Genomic DNA, 20,791 nt, shown 5'->3' with positions numbered 1-20,791 from the left:
TGGAACGCACTATTTGCCGACGCAGAAGCGGTCGAAAAGCGCGTCGAGCATTGCTTCTACCCCCGCACGCCCCGTGATTGCATCAAATGCGCGGAGTGCCGTCCGCATATGCTCGGCGACGAGCAAGAGGTCCTGCTCCCTTGTCGCAGCGCTGATAGCAGCCGATGCAGCGGAGCATAGATCGCGCTGGCGGCTGTTGAGGGCAAGCAGGTCTGACGGAGGCAAAAGGCCCGCCGCCAAGCGCTCCAGCCGGCCCCACAGCACCGCGACTCCTTCGCCGGTCGCAGCCGAGACCGCCAGATCAGCCTGGGCGTTGGGGACCCTTTCCGGCATATCCGCGCGGGCATGGAGCCACAGGGCTTGCGGATGCGGTGGTGGAGCTTGATCGCCCAGCCATAAAAGAATGTCGGCCGCGCCCAGCGAAGCCCGCGCGCGCGCGACTCCGATCGCCTCGATCGCGTCGCTGGGCGTAGCGGTGAGGCCGGCGGTGTCGATCAGCAGCCAGGCGAAGCCATTGCGCACGACCGGCGCTTCGATCCGGTCACGCGTCGTGCCCGCTATCGGCGAGACGATCGCAGCGTCCCGCTCCGTCATCGCATTGAGCAAGGTGGACTTGCCGGCATTGGGCGGACCCGCGAGCACGACGCGAAGGCCATCACGCAATCGCTCGACCGGCGGGCGATCCGTGACCGTCCTGATATCGGCAGCGAGCGCAGCCGCGGCGGCATGGATCGCATTCAGCGAATCGACCCCCTCTGCCACATCATCCTCGTCGCTGTGATCGAGCAGCGCCTCGACCTGCGCGGCGAGCGAAAGCGCGCGCCCCCCCCATCCTTCCACTTCACGGCGCAGCACGCCTTCCGCCGAAAGCAGCGCGGCGCGGCGCTGGCCCTCAGTTTCCGCACTCAGGAGATCGCCCAGCCCCTCAGCTTCGCTGAGGTCGATGCGGCCATTGGCAAGGGCGCGGCGCGTGAACTCGCCCGGCGCGGCGGGGCGCATGCCGGGCAGCACGGAGATTACGGCCTCCACCGCTCGAACCACTGCCCGACCGCCGTGTAGGTGAAGTTCGGCGATATCCTCGCCAGTAGCGCTTGCGGGTCCGGGGAAAACCACCACCAATGCGCGATCGAGCAATTCGCCGCTAGCCGGGTCGCGCAGCGAACGCAGGGCGACGGTTCGGGACTCGGGCAGGCTTCCTGCCAGGCGCTCCGCTGCGTCGAACGCCCCTGCCCCGCTCAAGCGAAGGACGGCGATTGCGGCGGGCGGCGCGCCGCTAGACACCGCGAAGATCGTATCGCTCACTTGCCCGGCTTGGTTCCGGCTTCGAAAAGGCCCTTCCAGAAATTCATCCCAGCCTCGCCCATCGGCGACCAGCTTTGCATAAGCTGCTGGAATGCTTCAGGATTTGTTTGATTTTCCACGGCTTCGCGCATCATTTTCACGTACACGTCATGGACCGGCGTGAGATCGGGCAGGCCCATGAAGCGGCGTGCCTCCTCGGGAGTGCAATCGACTTCCACATTGATCTTCATGGGGCTGGTCTCCCTTGAGTGCCGCCACGCGGCTGCTAGTCTGTCCGAATGACCTATGCCCCCGACATGGCCATCCTGACAACGCCCATCGGATCGATCCGGATCACGGGCGATGCCGGGACGGTCCACGCAATTAACATCCTCACGGAGCGCGAAGCGCCTCGACGGCCTGACGGTCCCGCGGTCATCGCCGCGGCGGAGCAGCTCGAAGCGTGGTTCGCCGGGGCGCTTCAATGCTTCGATCTTGCACTGGCCCTTCCCCCGACGCCGCGCGGGCTGACGCTGCGGCAAGGGCTGATCCAGGTCGGCTATGGCGAGACCGTGACTTATGGAATTCTGGCGCAGCGGCTGGGATCCGCCTCCCGCGCGATCGGCCAGCTTTGTTCGCGCAATCCTTTCCCGATCGTCGTGCCCTGCCACCGCGTGCTTTCCTCGGGCGGCGCACCGGAACGCTATTCGGCTGGCGAGGGTCCCAGAACCAAATCCTGGCTGCTCGATCACGAGCGGCTTCATTCGGGAAAGACATTGCTATGAGCATGATGCGCATCGAGCCGTTCGACGGCAGCGGCGCTTTCGAAGGCTATCTGGCCAAGCCGGAGGGAGCGCCGCGCGGCGCGATTATCGTGATCCAGGAGATTTTCGGCGTGAACCCCGGCATCCGCAAGAAATGCGACGACTGGTCCGCCGCCGGGTATCTCGCAATGGCGCCCGATCTTTTCTGGCGGCTCGAGCCAGGGATTCAGCTAGACCCCGACGTGCCCGAGCAATTCCAGGCGGCCCTGGTCCTGATGGGCAGGTTCGACCAGGATGCCGGAGTGCGCGACATCGAGGCGACGATCCGCGCGGCGCGTGCGGAAAGCGGCGCACGAAAAGTGGGCGTGGCGGGCTATTGCCTGGGCGGGCGGCTCGCTTTCATGACCGCCGCGCGCACCGATGTCGATGCCTGTGTCGGCTATTATGGCGTGGGAATCGACAATTTGCTGGGCGAGAGGCACGCAATCACAAATCCGGTGCTGCTCCACATTGCCGGGGCCGATCACTTCGTGACGCCCGACATCCAGGCCAGGATGCACGAAGGACTGGACGATCACCCGAAGGTTCGGATCTTCGACTATCCGGGTGAGGATCATGGCTTCGCCGCTGAAATGGGCAAGCGGCGCTCGGAAGACGCGGCACAGCTTGCGGACAGAAGAACGGCCGAATTTTTCGCGGAAGTGCTTGGCTAGGCGAAGAGCGGCGCCATGTCGTGCCAGCCTTCGTAGATCATCTTGCCGCCCACATAGACAATGATGATCAAGCCTACCCAGGCGATCCAGCTGTAGCGCTCGATATATTTGGCGATGACATTTGCCGCGATTCCCATCAGCGCCACCGAGAGCACTAGGCCGATCACCATGATACCGGGATGCTCGCGGGCGGCGCCGGCGACTGCGAGGACGTTGTCGAGGCTCATCGATACGTCGGCAACGGCAACCGCCCAAGCGGCGGCGGCGAAACTCCTCGCGGGGCGAAGTCCTGAACTCTCGTCGCCTTCGACTTCGGGCGAGCCCTGAGACTGGCCGGCGGGCCGCAACTCACGATACATCTTCCAGGCAACCCAAAACAGCAACAGCCCGCCGCCGAACACCAAGCCATATTGCTTGAAGCTCTCAAGCCCGTAGAGCACCGCCACCGCGAACACGATGCGCAGGAGCAACGCGGCAAGGATGCCGATTGCGATGACCTTTTTGCGCTGATCCGAAGGCAGGCCCGCGGCCAGCGCTCCGACGATGATCGCATTGTCGCCGGCGAGCGCGATATCGAGCAACACCACGGTGCCGAACGCAGCCATCGCCGACGCGCTGCCGATATTGGCGAAATCGCTGACGATCTGGGACCAGAGCCAGGAGAGCGACATGGGTTCGGCGGCGATAACGAGGTCGATCATGGATTGGCCCTAGCGTGCTAGGCGACACGAGCAAAGCCCGTGTCGCGTCGATCGGGCTACGCCCGCCCGCCGAGCTGGAACGAGTCCCGGCTTAGCTTCTCCAATCCAGGGCGTTCTCAGCTGTTCATCGAGTCGAAGAAGTCCTCGTTGGTCTTGGAATCCTTCATCTTGTCGAGAAGGAATTCCATCGCGTCGATCGTGCCCATCTGCATGAGGATGCGGCGCAGCACCCACATCTTGGAGAGCTTGGTCTTGTCGACCAGCAGCTCTTCCTTGCGGGTGCCCGACTTGCCAACGTCGAGAGCGGGGAAGATGCGCTTGTCCGCAACCTTGCGATCGAGGACGATTTCTGAATTGCCGGTGCCCTTGAACTCTTCGAAGATAACCTCGTCCATGCGGCTGCCGGTGTCGATCAGCGCAGTGGCGATGATCGAGAGCGACCCGCCTTCCTCGATATTGCGCGCGGCGCCGAAGAATCGCTTGGGGCGCTGCAAGGCATTCGCATCGACGCCGCCGGTCAGGACCTTGCCCGAGCTCGGCACGACGGTGTTGTAAGCGCGGCCGAGGCGCGTGATGGAATCGAGCAGGATGACGACATCCTTCTTGTGCTCGACTAAGCGCTTGGCTTTTTCGATAACCATTTCAGCGACTTGAACGTGGCGCGTCGCGGGCTCGTCGAAGGTCGAGGAGACGACTTCGCCCTTCACCGAGCGCTGCATGTCGGTGACTTCCTCGGGCCGCTCGTCGATGAGCAGAACGATCAGGAAGACCTCGGGGTGATTGTCGGTGATCGCCTTGGCGATGTTCTGGAGCATCACCGTCTTGCCGACGCGGGGCGGTGCTACGATGAGCGTCCGCTGGCCCTTGCCCTGGGGACTGATGATGTCGATCACGCGCGCCGACTTGTCCTTGACGGTGGGATCCTCGGGATCGAGCGTCAGCTTCTGCTCGGGATAAAGCGGCGTGAGATTGTCGAAATTGACGCGGTGGCGGACCGCATCGGGATCGTCGAAATTGACCGATACCAGGCGAGTCAGCGCAAAATAGCGCTCTCCGTCCTTGGGCCCGCGGATTTCGCCTTCCACCGTATCCCCGGTACGCAGGCCGAATTTGCGGACCTGGTTGGGCGATATGTAGATATCGTCGGGGCCGGCGAGATAATTGGCCTGGGGAGAGCGCAGGAAGCCGAACCCGTCGGGGAGCACTTCGATCGTGCCTTCGCCCATGATCTGATCGCCATTGTCGGCCTGAATCTTGAGAATCGCGAACAGCAAATCCTGCTTGCGGAGCGTAGAAGCGCTCTCGACGCCAAGCTCCTCGGCCATCTCGACCAGTTCGGCGGGGGGTTTCTTCTTGAGGTCCTTGAGATGCATGAGCGCGCGTCCGGATGGTTCTGGGGGAGAGAGCGTCGGTCGGCGCGGGGCGCGGACTAATCGATGCTGGAAGGAATGCGCCGGAGGACCCGGCATGCTTGAGCGAATTAGGAGCGCACTCCCTCCAAGTCAACCGGCTCGGAGAGGCTTTACGGTTGCCCGAGCGTCATTGTCCTTTCGAGGACTCGACCATGCGTTGCCCCATCGCGATCAGAAGGTCGCCGTGCTGCTTCATTTCTCCGGCGCATCGTTGCCGGTTTTTCTCCAGGCCCTCGCCGCGGGGGTCCGCGGTCAACAGTTTGAACATCTCGGCTTCCACATCGAGTCTGGGCGAGCGGCCGCTGATCTTGCCGTAGAAAAACATCGTGCCCGCGACCAGCCCCGCCTGCTTGTCCTCTGGCGCCTCCGCAGTGCTCGCGGAAAACAGCGCCATGCACTGCAAATCGGCATTGTTCGCGACCGCGGCATCCTGGGGCATGGCAAAGGCCAGCATCAGCGAAAACAACATGCCCATCACTCCGATCTCAAAAAGGCTTCACCACCGCCAGTATCACAATTGCCGTGACCGCCAGCGCGGGAATTTCCCCGACCATGCGCAAAGTGCGCGAAGGGATTCTGCCTTGTCCGGCCGACAGCTTCTTCGAATAGCCAACCGCCCAACCGTGATAGCCCGATAGTCCGAACACGAGCAGCAGCTTGGCGTGGAGCCACCCCAGGCCCTCGCCGCCATCGAACAGTCCCAGGTTCACTGCGAGAGCGAGCCCCAGCAGCCATACGACAAGGATAGAGGGGGTGAGGATCATCCGCCGGAGCAATTCCTCCCGCTTGGTCCATTCGGCCGCCTGCGGGCTCCCCAGCGCTTCCTGATGATGCACCAGGTAGCGCGGCAGCAGGAATAGCCCTGCCATCCAGAAGATGACGAAGATGATGTGCGCAGCTTTGACCCAGAGATAGGCGGCGTCCAACCAGCCAATCATCCCCGGATCCTCCTGAGCACATGTTCGACCCGATCAATCGGCGTATCCTGCTGGATACCGTGTCCCAGGTTGAAGACGTGCGGACGATCGGCAAATGCCGCGAGGATCCTGTCGATTGCCGTATCGAGCGTTTCGCCGCCTGCGATCAACGCAAGTGGGTCGAGATTGCCCTGGACAGGAAGGTCGGCGGGGAGATTGGCATGCGCCCATGCCGGATCGACCGTCTCATCAAGACCAAGGGCATCGACTCCGGTTTCCCGAGCATAAGCTGCGAGTTTCCCTCCAGCGCCCTTAGGAAACCCGATCACCGGAACCTTCCCCTTGAACGCTGCGGCGATGCGGGCGTTGGGCGCGATCACCCATTGCTCGAATTGCGCGGGGCTGAGGCTGCCCGCCCAGCTATCGAACAATTGGATCGCCTCGACTCCCGCATCGATCTGCCCCTGCAGATAATCGATCGTGCAATGCGTGATGCAATCCACCAGCGCCTGCATCAGCCCCGGATCGGCATAAGCGAGCCGCCGGGCTTCGGCCTGTTCGCGGCTGCCCTGTCCGGCGATCATATAAGTGGCGACCGTCCAGGGGCTGCCGGCGAATCCCAAAAGCGTGACCGAGGGATCGAGCATGGCTTTCACTCGGCGCACCGTTTCGTAGACCGGATCGAGCGCCGCCATATTCGGCGCCAAGCCGTCAAGCACGTCCCGCGCGACCAGCTTGGGCGCGAGCCGCGGACCCTCGCCCGTCTCGAACCACAAATCCTGGCCCAGCGCCAAGGGCACCATCAGGATATCGGAGAAGAGAATCGCGCCATCCATGCCGAAGCGTCGGATCGGCTGGAGCGTGATCTCGGCCGCGGCCTCGCTATCATTGACCAATGCGAGAAAACCGCCCTTCTCAGCCCTGAGCGCGCGATATTCGGGTAGATAGCGGCCCGCCTGGCGCATCAGCCACACCGGGGGAACATCCTGTCGCTCGCCCATGAGCGTAGCGAGCAAAGGCTTGGGGGACAGCAAGCGAAGGGCCTCTTTCCTATTACTATAAAGAAGAGAATCTAGAGATTGTTGTAGGCAGTAGGGGCGTGGAAGCCGGGGCTTATGCGCTCGTCCGGAGATTGCCAACAGCTTGACTCCGCACGGCCCGCGGAAGCCCCCGGATTCGCCCGTTCGGTCCCCAATTTCCACAGCCTGTGGATCGGATCCTGTGATTGTGGATACGGTTGTGGACGAAAGCCAGCGGACTCGCATGAGTCCGAGTACTTGGGTTCGACGCCAGGTTGCGCTAGCGGCTGTGCGTGATGTTTTCCACAATTCGCTCCACAGCCGCATGAAGCTGCATCTCCACCTGCTCTCCGATTCGACCGGTGAGACGCTGGAGAACATCGCCAAGGCGGCGCTGGCCCAATTCGACGATGTGGAGACGCTGCGGCATTTCTGGCCAATGGTGCGCAGCGAAGCGCATCTCGAACGCATCCTGGCGGAAATCGCGCAGAATCCGGGACTGGTTATCTTCACGCTGGTCAATAGCGCGACCCGCCGCACGCTCGAAAGCCGCTGCCGCGCGATGGGGCTCCCGGCGATCGCGCCGCTCGATTCGGTGAGCCACGCATTGTCGAGCCTGCTCGGCCAGGAAGCCAAGGCGCGGCCCGGGCGCCAGCACATGCTTGATGCCGCCTATTTCGCCCGTGTCGATGCCATCCAGTTCACGATCGCGCATGACGACGGGATCGGGTGGGAGAATTGGGAAGAGGCCGATATCGTGCTCGCAGGCGTGTCGCGCTCTTCCAAGACGCCGACTTCGATCTATCTCGCGAATCGCGGCTACAAGACCGCGAACATTCCCATCGTCGTCGAATCTCCGCCGCCGGCCGCGCTCTATTCGCTCAAACATCCGCTCGTGGTGGGGCTGACGACCAGCGCCGACCGGCTGGTGGCGATCCGGCGCAACCGGCTGCTCTCTCTCAACCAGAGTCCCGAGACAAGCTATGTCGATCAGGATTCGGTGCAGCGCGAAATCGCCTTTGCGCGGCGGATGTTCGCCGACAATGGCTGGCCGGTGATCGACGTGACGCGCCGATCGATCGAAGAGACCGCGGCGGCGATCATCCAGCTCTGCAACGAGCGCGCGCTTGCGGGAAGCACCGAATGAAGCTGGTGCTTGCCTCGCAAAGCGCCTCGCGACGCGCAATGCTGGAGGCAGCGGGCGTGCCCTTCGAAGCCGTGGCCGCGCAAGTGGACGAGGCTTCGGCAAAGGAATCGCTGATCGCCGGGGGGATGGGCGCGCGGGATCTTGCCGATGCACTGGCGGAGCTGAAGGCGCTCAAGGTTTCGCGGATGGCGCCCGGCGCGCTGGTGCTGGGAAGCGATTCGGTGGTGGCGCTCGCCGACGGGCTGCTGCTGGACAAGCCGGCAAGCCGTGACCAGGCCGCAGAGCATTTGCGCCGGATGTCGGGCGCTGCGCACGATCTGTACAGCGCGGCGGTGATTGCCGAGAACGGCCAGCCGGTCTGGCGCTTCGTCGATCGCGCGAAGCTGCATGTGCGCATCCTGTCGGAGGGTTTCATCGAGGAATATCTGGACGCGGAATGGCCGGCGATCGGCGGCTGCGTGGGCTGCTTCAGGATCGAAGGGCCCGGTGTCCAGCTGTTCAGCAAGGTCGAGGGCAGCCATTTCACCATTCTGGGCCTGCCGCTGGTCCCCGTGCTCGATTATTGCCGCACGCGCGGGGTGCTGATGTCATGATCTATGCCGAGGTTATCGGGGATCCGATCGGGCATTCCAAATCGCCTGCGATCCATGGCTTCTGGTTGAAGGCGTTGGGCATCTCCGCCGAATATCGCGCAGTGCACGTGACCCCGGAGGAGCTGCCGGCCTATTTCGAATCGCGGCGTGCCGATCCGGAATGGCGCGGGTGCAACATCACGATCCCGCACAAGCAGGCCGCGCTCCAACTGGCCGAGGACCGCGGCGGGCTTCGGGACACGATCGGGGCGGTCAACACCGTGATCCGCGACGGCGAAACGCTGATCGGGACCAATACCGATGCGGGCGGCTTTTATGCGCCGATTGCAGGGTTGGAACTCGAAGGCGCACATGCAGTGGTGATCGGCGCAGGGGGAGCGGCGCGGGCGATTCTGTTCGCATTGTCCAAGCTGGGAATCGGACGCGTGACGGTGATGAACCGCAATGTGCTAAAGGCTGCGGCGTTGCTCTCAAGCTTCGGCCTCAAGGGCGACGCAGTGCCGCTCGGTTCGCCGCTGCCGCCGGCGGGGCTGGTGGTCAATGCCAGCGCCCTGGGAATGGCGGGGCAGCCGCCGCTGGTGATCGATCTGTCGCCGCTTCCGGAAGACGCATTGGTCTATGACATCGTCTACGCGCCGCTCGAGACCGATCTGCTGGCCCAGGCGCGCGCGCGCGAGCTCGATACCGTCGATGGGCTGGATATGCTGGTCGGCCAGGCCGCGTTGGCGTTCGAACTGTTCTTCGGAGCCGAGCCGCCGCGCGATCGCGACGAGGAGCTGCGGGCGATTTTGACGTCATGATCCTACGCTTATGATCATTTTGGGCCTCACCGGATCGATCGGGATGGGGAAATCGACCGTGGCGCGCATGTTCGAGGATGCGGGAATACCCGTGTTCGACGCCGATGCCGAAGTGCACCGGCTCCAGGGGCCGGGCGGCGCATTGGTTGGCACGATCGAGGCGGCGTTTCCCGGCACGACGAGTTCGGAAGGAGTAAACCGTGTCGCATTGGGCGAGGCAGTCATCGGCAATGCGCAAGCCTTCGCCCGCCTTGAAGCGCTCGTGCACCCGGCGGTCGCGCAGTCGCGTGCTGCCTTCCTTGCGGCGAACCAGCGTGCGCCCTTGGTGGTGCTCGACATTCCCCTGTTGTTCGAAACCGGGGGCTGGGAAAAGGCCGACAAGGTGGCAGTGGTCTCGGCGCCCGCCGAAGTGCAGCGGGCGCGTGTGCTCGCGCGGCCGGGCATGACGGGCGCCCGCTTCGAAGCAATCCTCGCCAAGCAATTGCCCGACGCCGAAAAACGCGCGCGCGCCGATTTCGTCATCGATACCGGCGAGCCGCTCGAAGCGACCCGCGCGCAAATAGATCGCCTGATCGCTTGCCTCGCTGGGCCGCGAGGAGGATAAGGCGGCATGCGCGAAATCGTGTTCGACACCGAAACCACGGGACTCAGCTTTCCGGGCGGCGACCGCATTGTCGAGATCGGCTGCGTCGAGCTTCATAATCGAGTGGCGACCGGGCGGACCTTCCATACTTACGTCAACCCGAAGCGGCCGATGCCGATCGAGGCGTTCAACGTCCACGGGCTGAGCGACCGCTTCCTTGCCGACAAGCCGGGGTTCCACGATATCGCCGAGGACCTGCTCGAATTCCTCGGCGATTGCCCGCTGGTTGCGCACAATGCGGGGTTCGACTTCAGCTTTCTGAATGGCGAACTGGCGCTGTGCGGGCGGCCGCATTGCGGCCCCGAGCGGATGATCGACACGCTGACTCTCGCGCGCAGCCGTCATCCGGGGGCGAAACATAGCCTGGACGCGCTTTGCTCGCGTTATGGGATCGATCTGAGCCAGCGCCAGCTCCATGGCGCGCTCGTCGATGCCCATTTGCTTGCCCAAGTCTATGTCGAGCTGACGGGCGGGCGGCAGATCACGCTCGGGCTTGCGGTCGATACGCCGGTAATGCGCCAGACTCCGGCCGAGGCCTCGACTCGAGTGCATGTCCGCCCGGCTCGCCTTTTTGCTGTGCCCGAGGCGGAACTTGCACGCCACGCAGCCTTTCTCTCTGGGATGGAGGAGCCGCTCTGGGGCATGGCAGCGTCCGGTTGACGGGCCAGCAATGCATATCTAGGTCGCGCCCCTCGCAACGGCGGAGGTAATTGATGGATATCCGGGTTTCTGGGCACCAGGTCGATACGGGCGATGCGCTGAAGACGCAGGTCACCGACCGGCTTCAGGCCATCGCCGGTAAATATTTTTCACGCGCGCTCTCGTCTCACGTGACCTTCGGCAAGGGCCCCCACGATCACGGCTTCACGTGCGACATCGTGATGCACGTGATGCAGGGACTGGTCCTCAAGTCCGCAAATGCCGGCCAGAAGGCCGAAGGCGCATTCGATGGCGCGGCCGATCGGATCGACAAGCAGCTTCGCCGCTACACGCGCCGCCTGAAGGACCGCCAGAACGGGGCAGTCAACGCATTTGTCGAGAACGGCGCATATGACAATGCGGGCTATACGCTGTTCCGTGAGGAAGCCGAGGCCGAGGAAGTCCCAGAGGCGCCGCTGATCGTTGCGGAAACTCGCGTGGATGTGCCCGAAGCGACAGTTTCTGACGCCGTCATGATGCTCGACTTGCGCAATACCAACGCGCTGTTGTTCAAGAATAGCGGAACCGGCGCGCACAATATGGTCTATCGTCGCGGCGATGGCACCATCGGCTGGGTCGAGCCCAACCGCGCATCGGCATAATAGTCGTTCCGAGCGCATCATGACCGAGATCAGCGACCTGCTCGTGCCCAAGGCAATCGTCGCGAGCATGAGCGCAGCCAGCAAGAAGGCTCTGTTTCAGCAATTGGGAGCAGCTGCGGCGCGCGCTTATGACGTGGATGCCCCCTCGGTCGCGGCGCGGCTTGCCGAGCGCGAGAAGCTCGGCTCGACGGGCTTTGGTGGGGGCATCGCGATACCGCACGGCAAGCTTGAGGGGCTCAAGCGCGTCCGCGGCGTCTTCACGCGCCTTCCAAAGGCAGTGGATTTCGACGCAGTTGATGATCTGCCGGTCGATCTGGTGTTCATGTTGCTCTCGCCGGTGGATGCCGGGGCGGAGCATCTGAAAGCGCTTGCTTGTGTTTCGCGCCGGCTGCGCGACCGAAACTTCGCGGCAAAGCTGCGCGGCGCGGGATCGCAGGACGCGCTTGTGGCTTTGCTTGCGGGCGTCGAGGCGCGAGACGCTGCCTGAGGAGGCACCAGAGCCGAGGGGCGCCGAGGCGCATTTCCGGGCGTTAGAGGCGCTATATGCAGCGGCGCCGATCAATCGCTTGTTCGATTCCGCACTCGAAATACCCGAGGGCGGCATCGCTCGAATCCGGTTCACGCTCGACAGCCGCTATTTTCATGCGGCCGGCGCGGCGCACGGAACGAGCTATTTCAAGATGCTCGACGACGCGGCCTTTTACGCGGCGAACAGCCTGGTGACCGACCGCTTCCTTCTCACTACCGCCTTCAACCTGCTCTTCACCAAGCCGCTCATCGAAGGACCAGTAGTGGCGGAGGGGCGCTGGGTGAGCGGACAGCGCCGCGTGTTCGTCGCAGAGGCCCGGCTGATCGACGCGACCGGCGAGGAAGCCGCACGCGGCACGGGGACCTTCATGCGATCGAGCATCGCACTGGCAGGCCTTCCCGGCTATCGGGCGCCCTGATGGCGCGACTCGCGACCGGCGTTATGGTCAGCGCACTGATTCGCGCGGCCGAAACGGCAGGCGGATCGGTCATGGTTCTGGCGCGAGGCGACATAACCGCCGGGGGCATCCTGTTACTAACCCTGGAACGCGGCGCCAATCCGCGGTTCTTCGAACGCGGGGTTGGTCCTGACGGGAGAGCTTCTCTTATATCCTCCGGTCCGGCTGAAATCGCAAACGAGGGCGCAGCGACCGCATATTGGCGCCGTCGCCGGGAGCGCGATTCGGATTTATGGGTGATCGAACTGGATATCGCATCGGCAGAACGGTTCGCCGCTGAAACGATCGGCGATGGTTGACATTGTGCACCTGCGAAGGAAAGGGGCACGCACTTGAAACGCGTTGTGCCGGTCGAGGTCAGGGATCGAACGGTTACGCAGTCGGGGGAAGCCCGGCGGCCCGTATTTGAAGGGCCGTGCCGCGCACCACCGCATAGTAATGATTGACGATGAAGTTTTTGCCACGCGCCGCATTGATTGCGGCTGTGACCTTTTGCGCAGGCGCGATCGCCAACGCCGCTACACTCGACGCGACGCTGATCCAGGATGTTCCGGTTCAGCTAATAAACACCCAGGACCACCATGTGGTTCCCGCTCCGGAAGCCAGCGCGACGGCAATCCCGCGCTCAGCAGAGATCGTACAGGCCCTGCCCGCAGAACCGGAAGACGATGATTTCGCTACCCTTTCCGCCGCAGTGGCCGCGCAGGACGCCCCCGCATTGATGAACAGCGAACTCAATTGCCTGGCGATCGGCGTCTATTATGAATCGAAAGGTGAGCCGCTTGCCGGTCAACTCGCAGTGGCTGAGGTGATCCTCAACCGCACGACTTCGGGCCGTTTCCCGCGTACGGTCTGCTCGGTAATCAAGCAGCGCGGCCAATTCTCTTTTGTGCGCGGTGGCCAGTTGCCGACTCCGCCGGCCAATGCCCAGTGGCGCAAGGCGCTCGCGGTGGCCCAAGTCGCGCAGAAGGATCTGTGGGACAGCCCTGTCGCGAACGCGCTCTATTTCCATGCACGCTATGTAAGCCCTGGCTGGAAGCGCGCGCGCGTCGGCACCGTCGGCAATCACGTCTTCTACCGCTGAAGTGACCGCGGGTCTTCCCCACGTTCCCTTAATGTTCTAGCAGCCGGGGATGACCTTCCCGGCTGTTTCCATATCTGACCTTCCCCTTGCCGCCGGGGACGTCGCGCGCGGCGTCACGCGCATGCTGCTGCGCCACGATTGCGTGGCTATCGCGGAAGTGCCGCTGGATGGCGGCCGTCGCGCCGACCTGATGGCAATCGACGCACGCGGCAACATCGTCATCGTGGAAATCAAGGTCTCCCGCGCGGATCTGCTCGGCGATTGCAAGTGGAACGACTATCTCGCGCATTGCGACCGCTTCTTCTGGGCCGTCCCCGAAGGGTTCGATCTGCGCCCGTTAGAGCAGGATTGCTTCTTGCCGGGGCGGGCGGGAATCCTGGTCGCGGACCGCTATGACGCGGCGGTTGCACGCGAAGCCGCCACCGTGCCGCTCGCCCTGGCGACGCGCAAGAGATGCACACTGGCCTTTGCGCGCCGGGCCGCGCGCCGAGTGATCCATCTGATGGATCCGGAGGCCGAGCAGCTCTTTTAGAGTTTGTTCGGACTTGCGTGAAGCGGTGCGTCTGCCGAACGGCTCCAGAGCTCTAAAGCCGGGGGCCTGCCGCGCCGGCGGCACCGCGCACCTTGGCGGCATTGGTCAGCAGCTTGACCATTGCCGGCCAGCGCGTGCTCTCAAGCGCATAATCGCGGGCGGACTTGCCCGATATGTTGTCGCTGCGGTCCGGGTCGGCACCCGCCTTGAGCAATGCCTCGGCGATCTCGACATTATGAACCTGCACAGCGCGGATCAGGGGAGTCTCGCCGCTCTGATTGGCCAGGTTCACATTGGCCTTATAGCGGATCAGGATTTCGACGCCTTCCTGCCAGCTACGGCCGGCGGCGAGAATCAGCGCGGTGTTGCCCCGTCCGTCCTGAAGGTTCGGGTTGGCGTCGTCCTGCTGGAGAATGACCCGTAGATACAGCGAATCGCTGCGATTGGCCGCAATGTGCAGCGCGCCTTCGGCTGCGGCGTTTCGGCTGCGCGCATTGACGATGCGCTTGGACTTGTCGGCCAGGAAACCCTGTACCTTGTTGCCGTCACGGTCACGCACGGCTTCGAGAAAGTCGTAGCTGTCCGACATCTGCTGGGCGGATGCCGGAACCCCGGCGGCCAGGAATGCGGCCGCCGCCGCGGCGCTAAACATGCGAACGATCATGATATGCCAAACCCCTTGCCGGCATGAAACTTGCCAGCGCGCTCCTACCAGATCATGGCTGGCCGCGCCATGAATAGGATATTTCAAACCGTCGCGATCGCATGCGCCCTTGCGCTGGCCGCATGTGGGGGTCCCGCAGAAGAGCCGCCTTTGGCTGGCGCCCGGATCGGCGGCGCATTTGCGCTCACCGATCAGAACGGCGGGACCGTTCGCGACATGGACTTCGCCGGCAAGTGGCGAATCGTCTATTTCGGCTACACGTTCTGCCCCGATATCTGCCCGACCGACATGCTCAAGCTGGGGCAGGCATTGAAGCTGCTCGACAAGAGCGATCCAAAGGTGTCGGCAAAGGTAGCGCCGATCTTCGTCTCGCTGGATCCGGAACGGGATACGCCGGCAGTGATCAAGCAATATGTCGGGCAATTCCATCCGCGATTCACGGGCCTGACGGGAAGCCTGGACGCGATCACCAAGGTGGCCAGGGATTATGCGGTGGCGTTCCGCAAGGAACCCGCTGGGGAATCCTATCTGATCGGTCACACGCAGATAGCATATCTGATGGACGGGGAGGGCAAGCCCATCACGTCCTTGCCGCTCGAAAAAGACGCGCAAGCGATCGCCGACCAAGTAAGGCATTGGGTTCCGTGACCGGCGGGCGATTCTGGGAAGACGTGCCGCTGGCGAAGCTGGACCGGGCGCAGTGGGAAGCTCTCTGCGACGGCTGCGGAAAATGCTGCGTCCACAAGCTCGAGGACGAGGAAACCGGCGAGCTGCACGCCACCAACGTCGCATGCCGCCTGCTCGATCGCCGCATGGGCCGGTGCAGCGATTACAAACACCGCCACGCTTATGTCTCGGAATGCGTGCGGCTCAATTCCGGCAATGTCGCCGGGATCGAATGGCTGCCGCGCACCTGCGCTTATCGGCTGCGCGCCAATGGCGAGCAGCTGCCAGGCTGGCATTATCTCGTGTCGGGCGATCCCGAAGCGGTGCATGCGGCGGGCGAATCGACTCGCGGCTGGACCATCAGCGAGGACGATGCCGGCGATTTCGAGCACCATCTGGTGGACCGCGAGCTTTGAGTGATTCCTCGACCGAGCTGGCGACAGGGGTGGAGGTGATTCGAAACGCGCGTTCGCGGCGGATGCGGCTGGCGGTGGATCCGCGCTCAGGGGCCGTGCGGCTGACGCTTCCGCCGCGCGCTTCGCTGCGCAAGGGGCTGGCCTGGGCCGAAGAACAGGCGGAATGGATTCGCGCCCAGCGCGCGCGGCTGCCGGAAATGCGGCCGTTCGAGCCGGGCGCGCGGATACCGCTGGAGGATGCCGAGATCCAGATCGTCTGGCCAACCACCACCGGGCGGACGCCGTTGCTGGACGACGACCGGCTGCTGTGCGGCGGCCCGCGCGAAGGACTCGAGCGCCGCGTGGAGCGCTGGCTCAAGCGCGAGGCACTGCGCGTCCTGAGCGAAGAGACCGCGGAATATGCGGCGCGCGCGGGCGTTACGGTGAGTCGAGTGGGAGTCGGTGATCCGCGCGGGCGCTGGGGAAGCTGCGCCGCATCAGGAGCGATTCGCTATAGCTGGCGGCTGATCCTCGCGCCGAGCCTGGTGCGGCGCGCCACGGTCGCCCACGAAGTCGCGCACCGCGTTCACATGAACCATTCGCCTGCGTTCCATCGGCTGGTCGAGCAGCTCTTTGAGGCCGATCCCGCCCCGGCGCGCGCATGGCTACGCAAAAACGGCGCGGCGCTTCACTGGGTCGGGCGTTCCTGATCTTCCCCGCGCGGGGACTCCTCGCGCGGTTGGGAGGGGGCGGGAATGGTCTGCTGGCGCGGCGGAGGCGCGCGGGTGGGTGCGGGCTGCGGTGCCGGGGGCTCATTCCCCGTCATCCGGTCGAGCCAATCCTGATCGATCCGATCTTCAGGCGGGCGGCCCTTGTCGGGCTCCTGTTCGCGGGGCAACGGATTTCCGTCCTCATCTACGAACAAGCCGTTGTCCGGCGCTTCATAATAGGCATTGTCCTCGGGCTCGATCTGCCATTCGGGCAAGGTCACCTTGGTCTCGAATTGCTCGACCGGGCGGCGCGCCACCGCCTTCACCATGAAATTCTGAAAGGCGCGCGCGGGGGCGGTGCCGCCCTGAAGCCCGGGTACAACCCTTGCATCGTCCCGGCCCATCCAAACGCCCGTGGTGAGCCCCGATGAGAAGCCCACGAACCAGCCGTCCTTGTTCGACGTCGTAGTGCCGGTCTTGCCCGCGACCGGACGACCGATCTGCGCGGCCTTGCCGGTGCCGGTGTTGACCGCGGTCTGGAGCAGATCGGTCATCTGCGCGGCGACGTAGGGCGCGACGAGGACGTGGCTGGTATCGACTTCATGGCTGTAAATCACGGCGCCATTCGCAGTGACGCGGGTGATCCCGTAGGGCGCTATGGCGACGCCCTTGCTCGCGACCGAGGCGAAGGCGCGAGTCATGTCGATCAGCCGAACGTCGGAAGTGCCGAGCACCATTGCCGGGTGGGTATCCACCGGAGTGGTGATGCCAAAGCGTCGCGCCATATCGGCGATCGTGCCGAACCCTACTTCCTGGCCGAGCTTCGCTGCGATGGTGTTGATCGAATAGGCAAAGGCCGAGCGTAGGCTCATCTCTCCCGAATTGCGCCCCGAATTGTTGCGCGGCGTCCAGCCGCGGATCGTCACCGGCTCATCGACGACCATATCGTCGGGGCGGTGGCCAGCCTCAAGCGCGGCTAGATAGACGAACAGCTTGAAGGCCGAACCGGGCTGGCGAGTCGCCTGGGTGGCGCGATTGTAGATCGAGGCGACATAATCCTTGCCACCGACCATCGCGCGCACGGCACCGTCGCGGTCAAGGCTGACCAGGGCTCCCTGTGCACTGCCCGGAGAATTGGCCCGGATCGCGTCGTCGGCGGCGCGCTGCATGCCCAGGTCGAGCGTGGTCCACACTTCCAGCGGCGCATCGGTCTCGTCGATCAGCACTTCGAGCTGCGGGAGCGCCCAATCGGTGAAATAGCGCACGCTGTTCTGCTTGGGCTCGGGGGCGAGCTTGACCGTGCGCGGGTCGGTCGCCCCCGCCGTCGCGTGGCTGATCTTGCCCGTCTCGGCCATGACGTCGAGCACCACGCTGGCGCGGCCGACTGCGGCCTCGGCATCCGCAGTGGGCGAATAATGCGAGGGCGCCTTTACCAGTCCGGCGATAATGGCGGCTTCGGCAAGCGAAAGCTTGTCTGCGGCGTGCCCGAAGAATTTGCGCCCCGCGGCGTCGATCCCATAAGCGCCGCCGCCGAAATAGACCTTGTTGAGATAGAGCTCGAGGATCTGTTCCTTCGAGAATTTTCGCTCCATCGCCAGCGCCAGCACGCCTTCGCGCAGCTTGCGGCCGAGATCGTATTTGTTCGAAAGGAAGATCGTGCGCGCCACCTGTTGCGTGATAGTCGATGCGCCCTGCAGGCGCCGGCCGGATCCGCGATTGGCGATACCGGTGCGCACGGCGCGCGCCAGGCCCCACAGATCGACGCCCCAATGCGATTCGAAACGGCGATCCTCCACTGCGACGATGGCGTCCTTCATCACCTTGGGGATCGCGTCGTAGCTGACCCACTCGCCATAGCTCGGCCCCATCGAGACGAGCACGGTGCCGTCAGCGGCATGGACGCGGATCATCTGCCCGTTTGGAGAGGATTTGAGCTCGTCGAAGCTGGGCAGGGACGCCTTGGTCGAGAAGACCGCGATCAGCAGGACGATGAACGCGACTGCGGCGAGGGCTGCCGATCCGATCGCTCCCCAGAAGCCGATCCGCTTCCACTTTGCGGAATCGCGCCACCAGGGCTTGTTGCGGATGATGACGGGAAGGTTCGAAGCCACGGCGGGGGGATTAAGCCCTATTCCTGCGGCTCACAAGGATCGGAAGCCGGAAGGCCCATCGCTAACCCTAAACCGGTTTCACTCGCGTGAACGGAAATCCATGCTCACCGAATTGATGCAATAGCGCAGGCCGGTGGGCGGCGGTCCGTCTGGGAACACATGCCCCTGATGCCCGTCACAGCGCGCGCAGCGCACTTCGACGCGGCGCATGCCGTGGCTGACGTCCGAATGCTCGACCACATGCTCCGCTGCGACGGGTTGCGTGAAGCTCGGCCAGCCCGATCCCGAATCGAACTTGTCGGCGCTGTCGAACAATTCGAGCTTGCAGCCTGCGCACAGATAGACTCCGTCGGCCTTGTTATCGGTGAAGCGCCCGGCAAAGGCACGTTCGGTGCCGGCTTCACGCAGCACGACATATTGTTCCGGGCTCAGTCGCTTGCGCCACTCGGATTCGGGCAGGTTGAGATGCTCCATGGAGCAAGGCATTGTGCGCCGCGCCGGCGCGCGTCAATCCGGCTTCGCGTTAATCCCGATCAACTTGAGTTGGCGCTTGAGCGCATCGGCCGGGGGCGCCCAGAGAAAGCCGAAGCTCACTGCTCCCTGCTTGCTCTCCACTGCGTGATGCAGCCGATGCGCCTGGACTATCCGCTTCATGTAAGGCGAACGCGGGACATATCGGTGCGGCAGCCTTTTATGGACGATGATGTCGTGAAAGCCGAAATAAATCGCGCCATAGCCGGCAATTCCGGCGCCGATCCACGCCCAGCCCGGCCACCAGCCGAGATGGACTCCGCCATAGAGCAGCAAGATCGAGGGAATCGCGAAAATCACCGCATAGAGGTCGTTATATTCCCAATTGCTGGTGCGGGGGCGGTGATGGCTCGCATGGAGGAACCAGCCCGGCCCATGCATTACCCAGCGATGCATGGCGTAGGCGAAACCTTCCATCGCGACGATCGTGGAGAAGAACAGGAAGATGCCAATCCCAGGATTCATGGGTGTGATATAGTCGGCTTTGCTGCGTCTGCGAGCCTGCAGGGGTGGATTCACGTGGGAGCCTGTGCTTTAGGCGGGCCATTCCCGATCTTCGAAAAAGCGAGGACTCGCCGCTCCCATGAACATCCACGAATATCAGGCCAAGGAATTGCTCGCCAAGTTCGGCGTGCCGGTACCCGCAGGCTTTGCCGCACTGAGCGTCGAGGAGGCTGTTGACGCCTCTAAAAGGCTTCCCGGGCCCCTTTTTGTGGTCAAGGCGCAAATTCATGCCGGCGGCCGCGGAAAGGGCAAGTTCAAGGAATTGAGCCCGGACGCCAAAGGCGGCGTCCGCCTGGCGCGCACCGAGGACGAAGTCCGCGCCGCCGCGCGGGACATGCTCGGCAATACGCTGGTGACGATCCAGACCGGCGATGCGGGCAAGCAAGTCAATCGCCTCTACGTGACCGACGGAGTCGACATCGCCAAGGAATTCTACCTCGCATTGCTGGTCAACAGAGCGACGGGCCGCGTCTCGATGGTCGCTTCGACGGAGGGCGGCATGGATATCGAGGCCGTCGCGCACGACACGCCGGAGAAGATCCAGAGCATCGATATCGATCAGGCGACGGGCTTCATGCCACATCACGGCCGCGCCGTTGCAGCCGCGCTCGAGCTGACCGGCGATCTCGCGAAGCAGGCGGCGAACGTCGCGTCCAAGCTCTACGATGCCTTCCTGGGCACCGATGCCGAGCAGATCGAGATCAACCCGCTCGCCGTTACCGACGACGGCCAGCTGCTAGTGCTCGACGCCAAGGTCGCGTTCGACGGCAATGCGATGTTCCGCCACAAGGATCTGATGGAGTTGCGCGACGAGACCGAAGAAGATCCCGCAGAGTTGGAAGCCTCGAAATACGACCTGGCCTATATCAAGCTGGATGGCGATATCGGCTGCATGGTCAACGGCGCCGGCCTGGCGATGGCGACCATGGACATCATCAAGCTGAACGGCATGTTCCCGGCCAACTTCCTCGACGTCGGCGGCGGCGCCAACAAGGAGAAGGTGACCGCGGCGTTCAAGATCATCCTGTCCGACCCGGCGGTGAAGGGCATCCTCGTCAACATCTTCGGCGGCATTATGAAGTGCGACATCATTGCCGACGGCATCGTCGCGGCGGCGAAGGAGGTGAACCTCCAGGTCCCCCTTGTCGTCCGGCTGGAAGGCACCAATGTCGAGCAGGGCAAGGACATACTCGCCCAAAGCGGGTTGCCCATCGTCGCAGCCAACGATCTTGGCGATGCGGCACAGAAGATCGTCGCGGAAGTGAAGAAAGCCGCATAAAGCGCTTGGCATGAAGCCCGCACGGCGGGCGCCAAGCT

General features: G+C 63.8%; 28 protein-coding genes. 17 read left to right on the top strand and 11 right to left on the bottom strand.

Annotated features, from left to right (window positions below):
- Positions 1-9 precede the first annotated feature (9 nt).
- Both mnmE and VF617_RS10900 read right to left on the bottom strand, forming a co-directional pair.
- On the bottom strand, positions 10-1,302 hold the full coding sequence (gene mnmE / locus VF617_RS10905) for a tRNA uridine-5-carboxymethylaminomethyl(34) synthesis GTPase MnmE (RefSeq protein ID WP_331014911.1): 1,293 nt from the start codon (positions 1,300-1,302) through the stop codon (positions 10-12).
- On the bottom strand, positions 1,299-1,532 hold the full coding sequence (locus tag VF617_RS10900) for a DUF6489 family protein (RefSeq protein WP_331014910.1): 234 nt from the start codon (positions 1,530-1,532) through the stop codon (positions 1,299-1,301). The genes mnmE and VF617_RS10900 overlap by 4 nt, the downstream gene beginning before the upstream one ends.
- 48 nt (positions 1,533-1,580) lie before the next feature.
- On the opposite strand from VF617_RS10900, the gene VF617_RS10895 reads away from it, so the two are divergent.
- Both VF617_RS10895 and VF617_RS10890 read left to right on the top strand, forming a co-directional pair.
- A complete protein-coding gene (locus tag VF617_RS10895; RefSeq protein WP_331014909.1) occupies positions 1,581-2,066 on the top strand; it encodes a methylated-DNA--[protein]-cysteine S-methyltransferase in 486 nt (161 codons plus the stop codon).
- Positions 2,063-2,758, top strand: a complete 696-nt coding sequence (locus tag VF617_RS10890) for a dienelactone hydrolase family protein (RefSeq protein ID WP_331014908.1) — start codon at positions 2,063-2,065, stop codon at positions 2,756-2,758. The genes VF617_RS10895 and VF617_RS10890 overlap by 4 nt, the downstream gene beginning before the upstream one ends.
- Here VF617_RS10890 and VF617_RS10885 read toward each other — a convergent pair.
- The 5 genes from VF617_RS10885 to hemE form a co-directional block, all read right to left on the bottom strand.
- Entirely contained in the window at positions 2,755-3,459 is a 705-nt protein-coding gene (locus VF617_RS10885) for a YjbE family putative metal transport protein (protein WP_331014907.1), read from the bottom strand. The genes VF617_RS10890 and VF617_RS10885 overlap by 4 nt on opposite strands.
- Positions 3,460-3,575: 116 nt before the next feature.
- A complete protein-coding gene (gene rho, locus VF617_RS10880; RefSeq protein WP_331014906.1) occupies positions 3,576-4,832 on the bottom strand; it encodes a transcription termination factor Rho in 1,257 nt (418 codons plus the stop codon).
- A gap of 166 nt (positions 4,833-4,998) precedes the next feature.
- Positions 4,999-5,346 (bottom strand): hypothetical protein, encoded by a 348-nt coding sequence (locus tag VF617_RS10875; RefSeq protein WP_331014905.1) that lies wholly within the window; start codon positions 5,344-5,346, stop codon positions 4,999-5,001.
- Between the two features lie 10 nt (positions 5,347-5,356).
- Positions 5,357-5,809: a CopD family protein gene (locus VF617_RS10870; protein ID WP_331014904.1), complete on the bottom strand. Its 453-nt coding sequence runs from the start codon at positions 5,807-5,809 to the stop codon at positions 5,357-5,359.
- Positions 5,806-6,789, bottom strand: coding sequence for a uroporphyrinogen decarboxylase (gene hemE / locus VF617_RS10865; RefSeq protein WP_331014931.1), 984 nt, complete (start codon positions 6,787-6,789; stop codon positions 5,806-5,808). Before hemE ends, VF617_RS10870 begins: the two co-directional genes overlap by 4 nt.
- Before the next feature lie 343 nt (positions 6,790-7,132).
- Between hemE and VF617_RS10860 the strand changes: the two genes are divergently transcribed.
- The 11 genes from VF617_RS10860 to VF617_RS10810 all read left to right on the top strand — a co-directional run bounded on the left by VF617_RS10860 (position 7,133) and on the right by VF617_RS10810 (position 13,893).
- Positions 7,133-7,954, top strand: coding sequence for a pyruvate, water dikinase regulatory protein (locus VF617_RS10860; protein ID WP_331014930.1), 822 nt, complete (start codon positions 7,133-7,135; stop codon positions 7,952-7,954).
- Positions 7,951-8,547, top strand: a complete 597-nt coding sequence (locus tag VF617_RS10855) for a nucleoside triphosphate pyrophosphatase (protein ID WP_331014903.1) — start codon at positions 7,951-7,953, stop codon at positions 8,545-8,547. The genes VF617_RS10860 and VF617_RS10855 overlap by 4 nt, the downstream gene beginning before the upstream one ends.
- A complete protein-coding gene (gene aroE / locus VF617_RS10850; RefSeq protein ID WP_331014902.1) occupies positions 8,544-9,347 on the top strand; it encodes a shikimate dehydrogenase in 804 nt (267 codons plus the stop codon). Before VF617_RS10855 ends, aroE begins: the two co-directional genes overlap by 4 nt.
- Before the next feature lie 10 nt (positions 9,348-9,357).
- Positions 9,358-9,951: a dephospho-CoA kinase gene (coaE, locus tag VF617_RS10845; protein ID WP_331014901.1), complete on the top strand. Its 594-nt coding sequence runs from the start codon at positions 9,358-9,360 to the stop codon at positions 9,949-9,951.
- 6 nt (positions 9,952-9,957) lie between these two features.
- Complete coding sequence (dnaQ, locus tag VF617_RS10840) at positions 9,958-10,650, top strand: DNA polymerase III subunit epsilon (RefSeq protein WP_331014900.1); 693 nt, start codon at positions 9,958-9,960, stop codon at positions 10,648-10,650.
- Positions 10,651-10,703: 53 nt separating this feature from the next.
- The gene (hpf, locus tag VF617_RS10835; RefSeq protein ID WP_331014899.1) at positions 10,704-11,291 is read left to right on the top strand and encodes a ribosome hibernation-promoting factor, HPF/YfiA family; all 588 of its coding nucleotides are present in this window, start codon (positions 10,704-10,706) and stop codon (positions 11,289-11,291) included.
- 19 nt (positions 11,292-11,310) lie between these two features.
- Positions 11,311-11,778, top strand: coding sequence for a PTS sugar transporter subunit IIA (locus VF617_RS10830; RefSeq protein ID WP_331014898.1), 468 nt, complete (start codon positions 11,311-11,313; stop codon positions 11,776-11,778).
- Entirely contained in the window at positions 11,771-12,238 is a 468-nt protein-coding gene (locus VF617_RS10825; RefSeq protein WP_331014929.1) for a PaaI family thioesterase, read from the top strand. Before VF617_RS10830 ends, VF617_RS10825 begins: the two co-directional genes overlap by 8 nt.
- Positions 12,238-12,576 (top strand): DUF1491 family protein, encoded by a 339-nt coding sequence (locus tag VF617_RS10820; RefSeq protein WP_331014897.1) that lies wholly within the window; start codon positions 12,238-12,240, stop codon positions 12,574-12,576. Before VF617_RS10825 ends, VF617_RS10820 begins: the two co-directional genes overlap by 1 nt.
- Positions 12,577-12,725: 149 nt before the next feature.
- Positions 12,726-13,361 (top strand): cell wall hydrolase, encoded by a 636-nt coding sequence (locus VF617_RS10815; protein ID WP_331014896.1) that lies wholly within the window; start codon positions 12,726-12,728, stop codon positions 13,359-13,361.
- Positions 13,362-13,410: 49 nt separating this feature from the next.
- A complete protein-coding gene (locus tag VF617_RS10810) occupies positions 13,411-13,893 on the top strand; it encodes an MmcB family DNA repair protein (protein ID WP_331014895.1) in 483 nt (160 codons plus the stop codon).
- 52 nt (positions 13,894-13,945) lie between these two features.
- On the opposite strand, the gene VF617_RS10805 is transcribed toward VF617_RS10810, so the two are convergent.
- Positions 13,946-14,545 carry an ankyrin repeat domain-containing protein gene (locus VF617_RS10805; protein WP_331014894.1) on the bottom strand — a complete coding sequence of 200 codons (600 nt, stop codon included), beginning with the start codon at positions 14,543-14,545 and terminating at the stop codon, positions 13,946-13,948.
- A gap of 162 nt (positions 14,546-14,707) precedes the next feature.
- On the opposite strand from VF617_RS10805, the gene VF617_RS10800 reads away from it, so the two are divergent.
- The 3 genes from VF617_RS10800 (at position 14,708) to VF617_RS10790 (ending at position 16,328) form a co-directional block, all read left to right on the top strand.
- Positions 14,708-15,205, top strand: a complete 498-nt coding sequence (locus VF617_RS10800; RefSeq protein ID WP_331014893.1) for an SCO family protein — start codon at positions 14,708-14,710, stop codon at positions 15,203-15,205.
- On the top strand, positions 15,193-15,639 hold the full coding sequence (locus tag VF617_RS10795) for a YcgN family cysteine cluster protein (protein WP_331014892.1): 447 nt from the start codon (positions 15,193-15,195) through the stop codon (positions 15,637-15,639). Before VF617_RS10800 ends, VF617_RS10795 begins: the two co-directional genes overlap by 13 nt.
- 62 nt (positions 15,640-15,701) lie before the next feature.
- Entirely contained in the window at positions 15,702-16,328 is a 627-nt protein-coding gene (locus tag VF617_RS10790) for a SprT family zinc-dependent metalloprotease (RefSeq protein ID WP_331014928.1), read from the top strand.
- Here VF617_RS10790 and VF617_RS10785 read toward each other — a convergent pair.
- The 3 genes from VF617_RS10785 to VF617_RS10775 all read right to left on the bottom strand — a co-directional run bounded on the left by VF617_RS10785 (position 16,307) and on the right by VF617_RS10775 (position 19,435).
- On the bottom strand, positions 16,307-18,370 hold the full coding sequence (locus tag VF617_RS10785; protein ID WP_414714020.1) for a transglycosylase domain-containing protein: 2,064 nt from the start codon (positions 18,368-18,370) through the stop codon (positions 16,307-16,309). The two genes, VF617_RS10790 and VF617_RS10785, sit on opposite strands and share 22 nt — an antisense overlap.
- A 147-nt stretch (positions 18,371-18,517) precedes the next feature.
- The gene (gene msrB, locus VF617_RS10780) at positions 18,518-18,913 is read right to left on the bottom strand and encodes a peptide-methionine (R)-S-oxide reductase MsrB (RefSeq protein ID WP_331014891.1); all 396 of its coding nucleotides are present in this window, start codon (positions 18,911-18,913) and stop codon (positions 18,518-18,520) included.
- 33 nt (positions 18,914-18,946) lie between these two features.
- Complete coding sequence (locus VF617_RS10775) at positions 18,947-19,435, bottom strand: sterol desaturase family protein (RefSeq protein WP_331014890.1); 489 nt, start codon at positions 19,433-19,435, stop codon at positions 18,947-18,949.
- 118 nt (positions 19,436-19,553) lie between these two features.
- On the opposite strand from VF617_RS10775, the gene sucC reads away from it, so the two are divergent.
- Positions 19,554-20,753: an ADP-forming succinate--CoA ligase subunit beta gene (gene sucC / locus VF617_RS10770; protein ID WP_331014889.1), complete on the top strand. Its 1,200-nt coding sequence runs from the start codon at positions 19,554-19,556 to the stop codon at positions 20,751-20,753.
- Positions 20,754-20,791: the final 38 nt, after the last annotated feature.

This window comes from Sphingomonas sp. (assembly GCF_036388215.1).
Lineage (GTDB): Bacteria > Pseudomonadota > Alphaproteobacteria > Sphingomonadales > Sphingomonadaceae > Sphingomonas.
The sequence above is the reverse complement of the archived record's forward strand: the minus strand, read 5'-3'. Positions and strand labels throughout refer to the sequence as shown.

Coding starts and splice junctions, on each gene's coding strand:
- hpf (WP_331014899.1), top strand. CDS start 10,704: ATGGATATCCGGGTTTCTGGGCACCAGGTCGATACGGGCGATGCGCTG.
- sucC (WP_331014889.1), top strand. CDS start 19,554: ATGAACATCCACGAATATCAGGCCAAGGAATTGCTCGCCAAGTTCGGC.
- dnaQ (WP_331014900.1), top strand. CDS start 9,958: ATGCGCGAAATCGTGTTCGACACCGAAACCACGGGACTCAGCTTTCCG.
- hemE (WP_331014931.1), bottom strand. CDS start 6,789: ATGGGCGAGCGACAGGATGTTCCCCCGGTGTGGCTGATGCGCCAGGCG.
- VF617_RS10815 (WP_331014896.1), top strand. CDS start 12,726: ATGAAGTTTTTGCCACGCGCCGCATTGATTGCGGCTGTGACCTTTTGC.
- VF617_RS10855 (WP_331014903.1), top strand. CDS start 7,951: ATGAAGCTGGTGCTTGCCTCGCAAAGCGCCTCGCGACGCGCAATGCTG.
- VF617_RS10790 (WP_331014928.1), top strand. CDS start 15,702: ATGCGGCTGGCGGTGGATCCGCGCTCAGGGGCCGTGCGGCTGACGCTT.
- VF617_RS10890 (WP_331014908.1), top strand. CDS start 2,063: ATGAGCATGATGCGCATCGAGCCGTTCGACGGCAGCGGCGCTTTCGAA.
- VF617_RS10860 (WP_331014930.1), top strand. CDS start 7,133: ATGAAGCTGCATCTCCACCTGCTCTCCGATTCGACCGGTGAGACGCTG.
- aroE (WP_331014902.1), top strand. CDS start 8,544: ATGATCTATGCCGAGGTTATCGGGGATCCGATCGGGCATTCCAAATCG.
- VF617_RS10810 (WP_331014895.1), top strand. CDS start 13,411: ATGACCTTCCCGGCTGTTTCCATATCTGACCTTCCCCTTGCCGCCGGG.
- VF617_RS10900 (WP_331014910.1), bottom strand. CDS start 1,532: ATGAAGATCAATGTGGAAGTCGATTGCACTCCCGAGGAGGCACGCCGC.
- VF617_RS10820 (WP_331014897.1), top strand. CDS start 12,238: ATGGCGCGACTCGCGACCGGCGTTATGGTCAGCGCACTGATTCGCGCG.
- VF617_RS10875 (WP_331014905.1), bottom strand. CDS start 5,346: ATGGGCATGTTGTTTTCGCTGATGCTGGCCTTTGCCATGCCCCAGGAT.
- rho (WP_331014906.1), bottom strand. CDS start 4,832: ATGCATCTCAAGGACCTCAAGAAGAAACCCCCCGCCGAACTGGTCGAG.
- VF617_RS10830 (WP_331014898.1), top strand. CDS start 11,311: ATGACCGAGATCAGCGACCTGCTCGTGCCCAAGGCAATCGTCGCGAGC.
- VF617_RS10805 (WP_331014894.1), bottom strand. CDS start 14,545: ATGTTTAGCGCCGCGGCGGCGGCCGCATTCCTGGCCGCCGGGGTTCCG.
- VF617_RS10870 (WP_331014904.1), bottom strand. CDS start 5,809: ATGATTGGCTGGTTGGACGCCGCCTATCTCTGGGTCAAAGCTGCGCAC.
- VF617_RS10895 (WP_331014909.1), top strand. CDS start 1,581: ATGACCTATGCCCCCGACATGGCCATCCTGACAACGCCCATCGGATCG.
- VF617_RS10885 (WP_331014907.1), bottom strand. CDS start 3,459: ATGATCGACCTCGTTATCGCCGCCGAACCCATGTCGCTCTCCTGGCTC.
- VF617_RS10775 (WP_331014890.1), bottom strand. CDS start 19,435: ATGAATCCTGGGATTGGCATCTTCCTGTTCTTCTCCACGATCGTCGCG.
- msrB (WP_331014891.1), bottom strand. CDS start 18,913: ATGGAGCATCTCAACCTGCCCGAATCCGAGTGGCGCAAGCGACTGAGC.
- coaE (WP_331014901.1), top strand. CDS start 9,358: ATGATCATTTTGGGCCTCACCGGATCGATCGGGATGGGGAAATCGACC.